The organism is Dyadobacter sp. BHUBP1, assembly GCF_050587785.1.
GTDB lineage: Bacteria > Bacteroidota > Bacteroidia > Cytophagales > Spirosomataceae > Dyadobacter.
Map to the genome: position 1 here is coordinate 537,944 of NZ_JBOBIH010000002.1, position 12,722 is coordinate 550,665.

General features: G+C 50.0%; 8 protein-coding genes. 5 read left to right on the top strand and 3 right to left on the bottom strand.

What is annotated here, in order from left to right:
• Positions 1 to 127 precede the first annotated feature (127 nt).
• A complete protein-coding gene (locus ACQ4MZ_RS09080) occupies positions 128 to 3,022 on the bottom strand; it encodes a triple tyrosine motif-containing protein (RefSeq protein WP_430844434.1) in 2,895 nt (964 codons plus the stop codon).
• A 93-nt stretch (positions 3,023 to 3,115) separates the two neighbouring features.
• On the opposite strand from ACQ4MZ_RS09080, the gene ACQ4MZ_RS09085 reads away from it, so the two are divergent.
• Positions 3,116 to 4,492, top strand: coding sequence for a hypothetical protein (locus tag ACQ4MZ_RS09085; RefSeq protein ID WP_430844436.1), 1,377 nt, complete (start codon positions 3,116 to 3,118; stop codon positions 4,490 to 4,492).
• A gap of 52 nt (positions 4,493 to 4,544) precedes the next feature.
• On the opposite strand, the gene ACQ4MZ_RS09090 is transcribed toward ACQ4MZ_RS09085, so the two are convergent.
• A complete protein-coding gene (locus ACQ4MZ_RS09090; RefSeq protein WP_430844437.1) occupies positions 4,545 to 7,337 on the bottom strand; it encodes a TonB-dependent receptor in 2,793 nt (930 codons plus the stop codon).
• A gap of 178 nt (positions 7,338 to 7,515) precedes the next feature.
• Complete coding sequence (gene mdh, locus ACQ4MZ_RS09095) at positions 7,516 to 8,442, bottom strand: malate dehydrogenase (protein WP_223402136.1); 927 nt, start codon at positions 8,440 to 8,442, stop codon at positions 7,516 to 7,518.
• A 208-nt stretch (positions 8,443 to 8,650) separates the two neighbouring features.
• Between mdh and ACQ4MZ_RS09100 the strand changes: the two genes are divergently transcribed.
• The 4 genes from ACQ4MZ_RS09100 (at position 8,651) to ACQ4MZ_RS09115 (ending at position 12,696) form a co-directional block, all read left to right on the top strand.
• Entirely contained in the window at positions 8,651 to 9,067 is a 417-nt protein-coding gene (locus ACQ4MZ_RS09100) for a YkvA family protein (protein WP_430845349.1), read from the top strand.
• Positions 9,068 to 9,137: 70 nt separating this feature from the next.
• A complete protein-coding gene (locus ACQ4MZ_RS09105) occupies positions 9,138 to 9,338 on the top strand; it encodes a Sec-independent protein translocase subunit TatA/TatB (RefSeq protein ID WP_015813903.1) in 201 nt (66 codons plus the stop codon).
• A gap of 92 nt (positions 9,339 to 9,430) precedes the next feature.
• Positions 9,431 to 10,873, top strand: a complete 1,443-nt coding sequence (gene gatA / locus ACQ4MZ_RS09110) for an Asp-tRNA(Asn)/Glu-tRNA(Gln) amidotransferase subunit GatA (RefSeq protein ID WP_430844438.1) — start codon at positions 9,431 to 9,433, stop codon at positions 10,871 to 10,873.
• Positions 10,874 to 11,127: 254 nt separating this feature from the next.
• On the top strand, positions 11,128 to 12,696 hold the full coding sequence (locus ACQ4MZ_RS09115) for a LysM peptidoglycan-binding domain-containing protein (protein ID WP_430844440.1): 1,569 nt from the start codon (positions 11,128 to 11,130) through the stop codon (positions 12,694 to 12,696).
• Positions 12,697 to 12,722: the final 26 nt, after the last annotated feature.

Genomic DNA, 12,722 nt, shown 5'->3' on the forward strand with positions numbered 1-12,722 from the left:
GACTTCAAAATTAAGTTCCAAGCGGGGGAGGAATCAAAAAAAGCACTACATCACCACTACATCAATGAGAATAATGCAAGGTTTGCTGGTACAATAAGGCGTAGGGTAGCGGATTAGTACAATCGCGTCAAATGTCCATCATAAATTGGGCCAGATTAGCATCGTTATCCAATCCAAGCTTTTTACGGAGCCGGTAGCGCTTGATTTCCACACCGCGGACGGAAATCCCCAGTACGGGGGCCATTTCTTTAGTGGAAAGATTCATGCGAAGGCATGCCGCCAGCCGGAGTTCAGAAGGGGAAATGGTAGGGTATATCTGGCGCAGCCTTTTGAAGAACTGCTCGTGTACTTCGTCGAAGTTTTGTTCAAATAAAACCCAGTCGTCTTTGCCCGCGACATTCCGTTCGATACTGTGCAGGAGTTTCTGATAATGGATATTGGGAAGCTGTTGCCCCATTTCGGCTTTTACCTGTTTCAGTTCATCGCGGATCTCTTCCAGGATCTCGTTTTTCCTCACCACGTTGATCGCCACATTGCTCAGTTGCTGGCTCTTGCTCTGGATTTCACTTTGTAGTTTCTCATTCTGGATCTGCATGATTTTCCTTTCACTGGAAAGGCGTTGCTGGCGCAGCTTTTCTTCCTGCTCCTCAATCAGCTTCCGGCGGTGGCGTGCAAGCCGTTTTTCCTGATAGAGGATTAATGCGGCCAAAGCCAACGCGACCAGCACGGCGAAGAGTATTTTGGCAAACAATGTCTCGCGCCAATAGGGCTTCACGCTGAAATGACAGGTCCCGATGCTGTCGTTGACGCTGCTCTTTACTTCGAAAATATAGTCTGCCGATTCCAGGTTTGTAAATTCCACAAAACTTTGGTCTGTCCATTCCGACCACTGGTCGGTCAGGCCTTTGAGCCGGTACTTATATTGCACGTTCTGGCCGTACACCGGCAAGGCAAATGCAATGCGCAATGACCGTACTTCGGCGGGAAGTGACGGACTGCCTGAAATCGGGAAGGTTTCGTTCAGATTACGAAGGTTGGCTACTCTGCGGACCACCGGCGGGCCGGCGGCCTCATTTTGCTCATCGGGCGATTTACGATTGTATAATGCGTACCCGTTATCGAGGCAGAAGAAATAGTAGTCCTCTGAGAGCGCTACCACCGTTTCACTATTGCGCACAAGTGTGAGCGGGAGGTTTCGGGTTTCTTTACCCCGCTGATAGAATGCTACACGGTTCATAAACACTTTGAACCAGTCACCCTGAGGACCTGTCCGTATTTTGTAATTTTCCTCTTCCCTGGGAAAATCCGCACTTGGAACGAGCTTGCCGGATGCACCGGGCTGGAAAAAAGCATTGCCTGATCGTACGCGCACTTGTCCATTCAACCACTGAACCACTTCGATGGAAAATTCGCTGGGTAGTTCCTGCGGGGCTTTAAATTCTCTCCATGACAGGGCAGAATCCAGTGCTGGCGTCAGCTTAGCCTGAAACAGTCCTTTATAGGCATGTCCGAGCCAGAATGTGCCCGAATTGTCGTGTGCGATCTGCCGGATCGGAATGGGTGGCAGCTTTTTGACGGGATAGGCGTATGCCCAGGCACCGCGAGCGTCTTTTTTGTACACATGCAGGCCCACATAGGCGCCTTGCAACAGAAGTGTATCGTTTCCGTTTCGCACCGGAACAAATACCCAGCCGCCGTTGATATTGGAGATTTTTGTTACGCCGTTTTCCGAAATGCGATAGGTCGCGTCGTTGTGGCCGCAAAGCAGCTGATCGTCGATTACTTTGAGTGTCCAGGTTTGCCCTTCAAGACCCCACACGGGCCGGAACGGTTCGGGGGAAAGCCATTTTTTAACAAATACGCCCTTATTAGACCCTACGTAAAGATTCCCATGCCAGATGGCGGCTGCGTAGGTAGAACCTAACGGATTATCATTGGTCTGGTAGGCTATAATCGGCGAGGACATCTTCACCATATCGATTCCCTGATCGAGGCCGATCCAGAGCTGCTGCTGCGCATCTTCTTCCAGAGCCAGTACCGTGTTGTTCTGCAAGCCGGTTTCCTTGTTGAACTGATATTTCAATGCGCCATTCCTGGAAATGACGTAAACGCCATTTTGTATTGTCCCGAAAACGACACTGCTATCACGTGTCATTACGATAGCGCGGTTAATAATATTCCTTTTCAATTCCCCGGAAATGGCGATATCCCAGGGAGTGAGCACCCCGTTTTGCCAAATGTACAGTCCATGTTTGGTCGTCGTGATCAGAATGCCGCCATTGGGGGAAGGCAGAATGGAAGAAACGGTGGCAGGCGAAAGGATTTCGGTGCCGCGCAGTGGTTCGAACCGCTCTCCTTTTAACTCATAAATACCACGGCCGATCGATTGTACCAGCACGCGGTTTTGTACGAATCGCATGAACATGATATTACCCGGCCCTTTGATTTCTTTCAGAATTTTACCGTCATACCGGTAAATGTTCGAAAAAGACTGGAAATAGATGTATTTGGGAGTTTTAAGAATATGCCAAATCTCTTCAGTGCGCAGGCTCGCAAAGCCAGCTTTTTTACTCAGCGAATAATATTTCAGCTGGCCGTCTGCTTCTTTTTTCCAATACCCGAACTCCGAAAAGCCGCCCACATAAATGCGCTGTTCGGGTTGAGCCGTCCGATTCAGGACTTTTCCTCCGACTGGTTCAGTTGATTGCTCGTCGTAAAGTACCGTCCGAACGATCTGACCATCGGGCAATGGATATAGCTTCCAGGATGCTCCGTCGTGTTCCAGCAGACCGTCGGAATTGGCGGAATAAATCAACCCGTCGGCGCTCTGGCAAATGTCCCAGTTTTGGTTGTGGGCTTTGTAAAGTGTGGCCGGATAGTTGATCAAAGGGGGTGTTTCCTGCGCGAAAACGGGGAGGAAGATTGTCGCCCAAAAGAGTATGGCAGTAGCGCAACCCGCCTTATATTTGAAGGCCCGGCCTGGGAAATGACTTTTTGCAAGTCGTTTTGCTACCGTGTTCAATATTATTTTCAATTAACTACTAATGTCGTTTTTAGCTCTGTCAGAAGGGTTTTATAACGATGTCGGTGTGTATCTAACTCAATAGTACTCTTAATGAAAAAATTCCTTTCCCTCATGCTCCTCGGTACGGCTGCCGCGGCGCAGCCTGCCATGTCGCAGGACAACAACAAGCGAAATGATATTCGTTACAATCTTAATGAATCCGGTTCACATTATGTAAAATTCACATTCACGAATCAGGTATGGCTGAGGCTGAATGATAACAATCCCGGTACCACTGTTTTAAGCGACCCGAAGACCAACACTTTCGACATTGGGCTCCGCCGTACCCGCATGCAGTTGTTCGGCCAGCTTACTGACCGGATATTTTTCTATACGCAGTTCGGAATGAACAATTTTAACAAGGTGAGTGCATTTCCTGCTTACAATACTGCCGGCACCCCTAGCCAGCGTAAGATCGCGGCGTTTTTCCATGATGCCGTCGGCGAATATGAGGTGCAGCGGAAAGGCAGCAATTTTATCCGTTTCGGTGGCGGGCTTACGATCGTAAGCGGCTTCTCCCGCTTTTCGCAGCCCAGCATTGGTACCATTATGACCATGGACGTCCCCGTCTTCGCGCAGGCTACGGTTGATCAAACCGACCAGTTTTCCAGAAAGCTGACCGTTTACAGCCGCGGGCAGATTGGGAAGCTCAACTACCGTGTCGGTGTGGCCGATCCTTTTCCGGTTGAAACCAGCGGCTCCACACCGGCTGCGCTGAATCAGAACGCCGTTTTCGCTCAGCGGAAAAACAGTAAACAATTCCAGGGGTTATTCATTTACAATATTTTCGATACTGAAGACAATACGACGCCCGGCTACATGACGGGTACCTACCTCGGTAAACGCAAAGTGCTGAATGTAGAAGCCGGCATTACTTCCCAGAAAAATGCGACCTGGCGCAAAGAAGCGGTGGATACGCTTTACAGCAACATGACACTCTGGTCGGTAGCCGCCTACCTGGATATGCCTTTGAATGCAGAGCAAGGAACTGCATTGTCGGCCTACGTCGGTTATTTCGGAACAGATTATGGCAAGGGCTACCTCCGTTACAACGGCATTATGAACCCGGCTACGGGAACCACACAGCCCATCGCGGGTGTAGGCGGCACGCACGGGAACGCCTACCCGATGTTCGGAACGGGCAATGTGATCTACGCGCAGGCTGGTTATAAATTAAAGGAGGGCTTGCTGGGGAACCAGGGTACGTTGATGCCCTATGCCTCGCTGCAACGCGGTGACTATGATCGGTTGCAGGATGCGACGAATGTCTACAACGTAGGCGTGAATTGGCTGATCAAAGGGCATAACGGCAAACTGTCGCTCAATTATGAGAACCGGCCGGTTTACAAAAATGCTTCGGTTATGAATGAGTTGGAAAAGAATGGCCGGAAAGGCAGCTGGACGCTGCAATATCAGATTTCAATTTAAATGCAAACATCCCGGGCCGAAACCGACCCGGGATGTTTGCATTTAAATTGACTTAAAAATTGAAATTAATCCTGGCAAATAAGTACCGGCCGTTGAAACCCATTTGCTGCACACGGCGGGAGTATACGAAGCGGCCTGAGCTCACATTGCCCGAATGGGTGTGCTTGTCCTGATACACATCCAGCACATTGTTTGCGCCGATGGTGAGGCCGATGCCTTTCACCACGTCATAGCTCAATGCGATATCGGTCACCATTTTGGCGCCGAAGGTCTGGTCGAGCGTTTCTTTTTGCCCGGTTAATGCGTTTACAGGCCATGCATCCGGCTTGTAGGGGTCGATGGTCGGGTCCCAATAAGTTACCTCTCCAAAGCGCACGCCACGGAGCATCGCGCCAAATTTTCCTAACTTATAGTTAATCGTCAGGCTTTGCTTGTTCCGCGGGCTTGCGATCTCGAAACGGCTCAAATCCTCCCGGTTGAAATAGGTATTAACCTGGTTGGTCTGCACCAGGATATCCGACGCATGGATAATAGGTTTGCCGTCGGCACCTTTTTTGACCTTGTTTTGGATAAATGTCCCTGCCAGCACCGCCCGCAATGATTGGGTACGGCCGAACTTGGTGTTGTACGAAAGCACGCCCTCGATCCCGCGTGAACGCGTGTCCACCGCATTGGAAAAGAAATTGGCCGTCGTCGCATTGGCTGCGGCCAGCTGGGCTTTCAGATTGGCATTACCGCCGTCATTGAAATTGTTTGTCAACACAATGCGGTCGTCGATATCAATCTGGTAAGCATCGACAGTCAACTCAAATGCATTGCTGATCTGGATAGTGGTTCCTACCGTAAAGCTCTGCGAAGTTTCCTGTTTGAGTTTTGGAATACCCAGGATTTCAGCCGGTTTGCTGTCGTTGGTGAATGTGCCGCTTTCCTGCGCAACCTGTTGGCCATTTTGAGTCACGAAGAGGGTATTGGTTTTGGCATAGTAACGCTGCTGCAAAGACGGCGCACGGAACCCGCTGCTGGCCGAGGCTCGCAATGCAAAGCCTTCGGTGATTTTGTAGCGGGTCGCAACCTTGTAGTTGAGGGTATTTCCGAAGTCAGAATAGTTTTCAAAACGGAGTGCTGCGCTGAGGACCCACGATTCGGTAATATCCTGCTCGAGATCCAGATAGCCGGCCACGCTGTGCCGTGAATGCGATCCGGCATTCTGCGGAAAGAACCCCGAGAACACCTGCGCGCCTGCGGCCACGCCTGCTGCTACATCATAATTTTTGTAGGAAGCCTCCTCTCCGGCCGTGATCGTGTATTTTTCACTTCGCTGTTCGGCGCCCAAGGCGACGTTCAAGCCGTGCAGCACTTCGAATTTCCGGCCGAAATCGAGGTTAATGGTATTTTGAGAAAATCCATTGCCTCCGGCATTGAACTCCCGCTGAAAATTAGCGATCGATACAGCCTGGGTGTAGTTCACGGAATTGGTAATGCGGTAATCGAAATCGTTCTTGCCGAAAGTGTTGCTGAGGTCGAACCGCCATTCGCCCAGTTTTCCCCGGATACCCGCAGCTGCCGAAATATCGGTCACATCGCTATTGATTTCGGGCAAAAATCCATTGGGATACACCGCGAAGACATTCGTACGCACAGCCGCAGGAACGCCATTGGGATACCTGTAAAAACCGGCCGCATTTCCTTTCTTGTTGTTATACTGGCCGAATGCATATACATCCAGCCGCTCGTTGAGTGGTATGTCTGCATTGATCACCACGCCGCCGCCTTTTACTTCCGAGTTACCGATCCGCATATCGAAGTCGTTACGGGTGAGCCCTCTTTGCGCGAGAATCTCGTCATCGATCACCTTGCCGTCGACAGCCGGGAACAGCTGACCGGTGTAGGTACCGGTGCGGTTGGTCGCTCCGCGCTTCACATATTCGCCGGTAATATTTACGAAACCTTTCTGCCCCACTTTCAGCCCGTAGTTGAGGCCTACTTGTGCGGTACCACCATCCGTAATGTTTACGGATGCATCCTTATTGTTGTTGATAATGTAGTTCTTGTCGTAGCTCGTTACGTTTTCGCCGTACGACACGTTTCCGCTCAGCCCGGTGCGGCTTTTCAATATGATGTTGATCACCCCTGCAATAGCATCCGAACCGTATTGCGCGGCAGCCCCATCACGCAGGATTTCGATCTTCTCTACCGCAGTCGCCGGTATCGCATTCAAATCGGTGCCTACCGTGCCCCGGTTAACCGTGCCATTCACGTTCACGAGTGACGACTGGTGCCTCCTTTTACCGTTCACAAGCACGAGTACCTGGTCGGGCCCAAGGCCGCGTAGCTGCGCGGGATCGATGTGGTCGGTCCCATCGGAAATCGTCTGCCGCGACGACTGGAACGAAGGCGCGATGTATGTCAGGATCTGGTTGATATCCACCTGCCCGACACTATTTGTGATTTGTGATACCGGAATAATATCCACCGGAACAGGGGAGTCAATACGCGAGCGCCCGCCGCTGCGAGAGCCTGTTACCACAATTTCGCCCAGCACTTCGGAAGATTCGGCCAACGCTATATTCAACGGTGAAGATTGTCCCGCCGAGACGACTGCGGGGACGATCTTGGGCGTATAGCCGATGAAGGAAATAACGATGTTGTAAGTGCCGTCGGCCACATTTAGGGAAAAATTTCCATCTGGGTCCGTCACTGTACCGGTGTTGGTTCCCTGTACGAGGATCGAGACGCCCGGTAGCGGGGCTCCATTCTTTTCGTCGGTGATCTTCCCTTTGACGGACTGCGCCAGGGAGCCAAGTGAAGCGGAGATGAAAAGCAGAAGTAATAGTGTTTTTTTCATAGACTGTGTGTTTAAAGAGTGAAATGTTTGCTGATAGATAAATGGTATTAAATTATCAATTTATTATACTATTTAATCATAAGTTAAAATAAGTCGATGCCAAAACCAAATGGTAATGCAAAGAAAAAGCCGGCCCGGAAACCCGGACCGGCCTGTATTTTAGTTATTTAAGTTTCGCTTACAAGTTCAAAGCGGCATTCATTGACCGAACGGCCTCTGCTGACTTTTCAAACGCCGCTTTTTCGGCATCGCTCAGGCGCAGATTGATGATCTTTTCCCAGCCTCCGCGACCCAAAACTACCGGCACACCCATACAAATGTCCTTCTGGCCGTACTCTCCATTCAGGTAAACGCTGCAAGGCACAATGCGCTTCTGGTTGCGGACAATGCTTTCCACGAGCATCATCGTGGCTGCGCCCGGCGCGTACCATGCCGAAGTGCCGATGAGTTTGGTGAGGGTAGCACCGCCTACCATCGTGTCGGCAGCCACTTTTTCGAGCTGGTCGGCCGAGAGGAAGCGGCTTACCGGGATACCATTGTAGGTAGCCAGACGCGTCAGCGGGATCATCGTAGTATCACCGTGCCCGCCGATTACCATTCCGTGGATGTCGAGCGGCGAAACGTCCATAGCCATTGCGAGGTAGGTTTTGAAGCGTGCGCTATCCAATGCGCCGCCCATACCGATCAGGCGTTTTTTAGGGATACCGGAATCTTTCAGCGCCAGGTAGGTCATCGTGTCCATCGGGTTGGAAACCACGATCACGATCGCTTTCGGCGAATATTTCAAAAGGTTTTCTGTAACTCCCTTTACGATTCCTGCATTGATGCCGATCAGCTCTTCGCGGGTCATCCCCGGCTTACGAGGCAGTCCGGAAGTGATTACTACCACATCAGAGCCCTTGGTCTTCTCGTAATCATTGGTCGAGCCGATGGGCTTGGTGTTGAATCCCAGCAAAGCGGCTGTCTGGTACATATCCAGTGACTTACCTTCGCTGACGCCTTCTTTGATATCCAGCAACACCACTTCTTCAGCCAGCTCACGACGAATGATATTATCGGCAGTGGTTGCGCCTACCGCACCCGCACCTACAACAGTAATCTTCATAGGGAAATATGGTTAATTGTATAGAAATTGATGCTTTTTATATTTTTTCCTAAAAGTATGATACATAATTTGTTTAAACCAAGCGGAAATTGATTTTTTGCCGCAAAACCTCGGGCCGCCATCCGGAACGCAATTTTTTCGGTAAATTGATAGTTATAATGGCTTTATAAACCACTTTTCCCTGCTTTGTACCATGAAGGACGAGTCAATGATTTCGCGGATTTTACAGTCGATATTTTTTAGGAATGCCAAAGGGAAAGCAGGACGTTACGCCAGAAATTCTACCCGCTTGTTTGAGCTTGCCAAAGAGGTGCTGGGAAAACTCCAGACGGTAGGCTTCAAGGGAAACCTTGCCGAATTCCAGTCGAGTGTCCAGCTGCTGCTCCGCATGGTGAAAGCCTACGCTTCCGGCGAATATAAGGAGCTTCCATGGAAAAGTCTGGTATCGATAGTCGCTGTGCTCATTTATTTCGTATCCCCCATAGATCTTATTCCTGACTTCCTGCCGGTTATCGGTATCACCGACGACGTGGCCCTGGTGGTGTGGCTCATCAAGACGCTGGGAGAGGATATCCGGAAATTTGCGGATTGGGAGAAGGCGACGAAGACAATTAATATCGGATAAAAGTCACGGCAGGTCTGGTTGTTATTAAAAAGAATAGTTATTTTTGTAAACATTAATAAAAGAAACAGATATGGAATCAATAACCGTTTTAGGAATTATGGGGTTGGGCGGACAGGAGATCTTCCTGGTTGCTCTGTTCGTGTTGCTTTTCTTCGGAGCAAAGAAAATCCCAGAACTTATGCGCGGTTTGGGGCAGGGTATCAATGAGTTCAAGAACGCTACTAAAGACGTTAAGGAAAATATTGAAAAAAGCATGGAAGACCCCAAATAACGCTTCCATCTTATCGAAGGTTTGATCCAGAGCCATTAAGCTACCACTTAACGGCTCTGATTCTTTATTTACAACCCCACAAAAAAATTGCCTTGAAAGAGTATCTGACGCTGGCCGAAATTCAGAGAGATTTACGTGAAGAAGGTTTGACGTGCGTCAAGTTGGTTGACCACTATTTGGAAAAAATAGAGGCTAACAAGCATCTCAACGCTTTCGTTGAAGTATATACCGAGGAAGCAAAAAAGGCCGCCCTGGCCGTAGATGCGAAGATCGCCAATGGTACTGCCGGGAAGTTGGCAGGTATGGTGATCGGTCTTAAAGATGTGCTTTCACTCACTGGCCACGGTTTGCAGGCCGGAAGCCAGATCCTTCAAAATTATACGGCACCCTATACCGCAACCGCCGTGCAGCGGCTTATCGATGAAGACGCGATCATCATCGGGCGGCAAAACTGCGACGAGTTTGCGATGGGTTCTTCGAATGAAAACTCTTCGTTCGGGCCGGTGCTGAATGCCGTTAACAATGCCAAAGTTCCGGGCGGGTCGTCGGGCGGTTCGGCAGTAGCCGTTCAGGCCGGGCTTTGCCATGCTTCGCTGGGAAGCGATACCGGCGGTTCGGTGCGCCAGCCAGCAGCATTCTGCGGGGTGATCGGCGTGAAGCCTTCCTATGGCCGCGTTTCACGCTACGGGCTCATTGCCTATGCTTCGTCATTCGATTGCATTGGCCCCATTACCAAAAGCGTGGCCGATGCTGCATTGCTGCTGGAAGTAATGTCGGGTGCCGATGATTTCGACAGCACGGTTTCGGAACGCCCGGTTCCTGCTTACACGGCGAACCTGGAATGGAAGGGTAAAGCAAAAATTGGGTATATCCGGAGCGCGGTGGAGAATGAAGCGATTGCTCCTGAGATCCGTCGGCAGACATCCGAAGTGCTCAACCGCCTGCGCGCGGAAGGGCATGAAGTGATCGGCATCGATATGCCTTTGCTGGACTCGCTATTACCTACCTATTATATTCTGACCACCGCTGAGGCGAGTTCGAACCTGTCGCGTTTCGATGGCGTGCGGTACGGTTACCGCAGCCCCGAATCAGTGGATCTGGAAAGCATGTACAAAAAAACTCGTACAGAAGGTTTTGGAGATGAGGTAAGGAGAAGAATACTATTGGGTACTTTCGTATTAAGTGCAAATTATTATGATGCATACTATACCAAGGCGCAACGCGTTAGAAGATTGGTGCGGGAGGAAACGAACCGGTTTTTTGAGCAGTTCGATTTCCTGATTTCTCCGGTAACACCTACCACAGCTTTTACGATTGGTGAAAAGACGGAAGATCCGTTACAAATGTATCTGGCCGACATTTTCACTGTGCAGGCGAATGTCGTGGGTAACCCTGCGGTATCCATTCCAAACGGGCTGGACGACCAGGGGATGCCAATCGGGATTCAGATTATGGCCCCTTACTTCGGAGAGGAAAAAATGCTGGCATTCGCCCACTACCTTACCGAGTTGAATAAGGAAGAGGCCGTGGCGTAGGGCCTGGCATTTGAATGCGAGCGCTGTATTGATAACCAGTGTATTAAAGAAATTATCGTGCCAGAATAACCGGCGACCATGTTACGTTATTCTGAATGAAGATATTGTGTGAATATTTAAAAATGTATTAGAGATTATTCTGATTCATCTGGCCAATTCAAACCCAAAAGGACTCTTCTATCTGTAAGTAAATCATCAACAGGTATAAGCCATTGAAAACCGTGAATTGATTAACCTTCAAAAAACATTTATTAATGAGGATTTCGAAAAGAGTATTGTGGCTCGGAGCCATGTGTGCAGGGTTTTGGAATGCGCCTGTGATGGCGATGGTTCCACAGGTGAGTTTGACGTCCGGGCAGGATACAGTTGAGACTATTGCTCAGGAAGAAGATGATTTGATGCCGTCACTCCCGGAAGTCGAGGAAATCGGGCCCAACCCGGCAGTACCGCAAGAACTTTTGAAAGAACGGTTTGCGAAGCTTGAAAAATCGATTCCGCTTACCTACCACAAATCTTCGCATGAATTTGTAGAATACTTTATCTACAAAAAAGCAAAATTCACGCAGACGATGATGGAGCGTATGCCGCTCTATTTTCCCCTTTTCGAAAAGGCACTTGCCAAACACGGGTTGCCGACCGAACTGAAGTACCTTTCGATGATCGAGTCGGGGCTGAACCCAACGGTTATTTCCCACGCACGTGCAGGAGGCCTCTGGCAGTTTATGCCGGCTACCGGACGGGAATTCGGTCTTTATCAGGATAAATACATTGACGAACGCTTCGAGCCCGTGAAGGCGACCGAAGCAGCTTGTCTCTATCTCAAACAGCTTTACAATATCTTCGGCGACTGGGAACTTGCGCTGGCTTCATATAATACAGGACCAGGCAATGTGAAACGCGCCATGCGCCGCTCACGCGGGACTACCTTCTGGACGATCTACAACGTACTTCCCCGCGAAACCCGCTCGTATGTCCCGCAATATGTAGCGATGAACTACATGATGAACTACGGTTACGACCACGGCATTTTTCCTGAAAACACCGAGTTCCAGATCCCCAACGATACCATCCACATCAACGGTTACATCGATCTCGCAACTTTTTGCAGCAATGCCAGCATTGATTTTGACGTGCTTAAAAAGCTGAATCCGCAGATCACCAAAACGATCCTCCCGGACCAGACGCGCGACTTCGTGTTGAAAGTACCCAGCGTGCGGTTCACTTATCTGATGAGCAACCGTGCGGCGATCATGGATTCCTGCACCCGGAAATACCTATCTTCCGGTGTAATGGTGGCGAAAGCCGACAGCACCAGAACGGATTCATTGGGTGGCAGCGGCTCATTCCCTTATGTACTCGCATCGAACGTGCAGAATGTATCGGATGATGAAAATTATGATGAAGAAGGCGAAGAAGAAACAATCCAACGCAGCCGTACCAAACGCGTATCGTACACCGTCCGCCGCGGCGACAATGTCGCTGGCATTGCACGGAAATATGGTGTATCGGTAGCTTCGGTCCGCAAATGGAACCACATCCGCCGGAACAATATCCGCCGAGGGCAGCGCCTCGTGATCTACAAAGAGGTTAAGGAAACTGTACCGGCAACCCGTATCGCAGCCAAAGCAAGACCGCAGCTGGATGAAGAGCAGGTGGCAAAGCAGCAGCGTCACACCCGGAAACGTTATCATACCGTACAAAAAGGAGATACATTATGGATTATTTCGCAGCGATACGGTCTGGAAATCGGTCAGTTGAAAAAACGGAACAAGATCAGGGGCAACTCGATCAAGCCTGGTCAAAAACTGATCATTTCAACCTAGAAATTAACGCTTCAACATACACATAC

What these genes read in the sequence shown, in the direction of transcription:
- ACQ4MZ_RS09105 (WP_015813903.1), top strand. Translation starts at nt 9,138, where the DNA reads ATGGAATCAATAACCGTTTTAGGAATTATGGGGTTGGGCGGACAGGAG.
- mdh (WP_223402136.1), bottom strand. Translation starts at nt 8,442, where the DNA reads ATGAAGATTACTGTTGTAGGTGCGGGTGCGGTAGGCGCAACCACTGCC.
- ACQ4MZ_RS09100 (WP_430845349.1), top strand. Translation starts at nt 8,651, where the DNA reads ATGATTTCGCGGATTTTACAGTCGATATTTTTTAGGAATGCCAAAGGG.
- ACQ4MZ_RS09085 (WP_430844436.1), top strand. Translation starts at nt 3,116, where the DNA reads ATGAAAAAATTCCTTTCCCTCATGCTCCTCGGTACGGCTGCCGCGGCG.
- ACQ4MZ_RS09090 (WP_430844437.1), bottom strand. Translation starts at nt 7,337, where the DNA reads ATGAAAAAAACACTATTACTTCTGCTTTTCATCTCCGCTTCACTTGGC.
- ACQ4MZ_RS09115 (WP_430844440.1), top strand. Translation starts at nt 11,128, where the DNA reads ATGAGGATTTCGAAAAGAGTATTGTGGCTCGGAGCCATGTGTGCAGGG.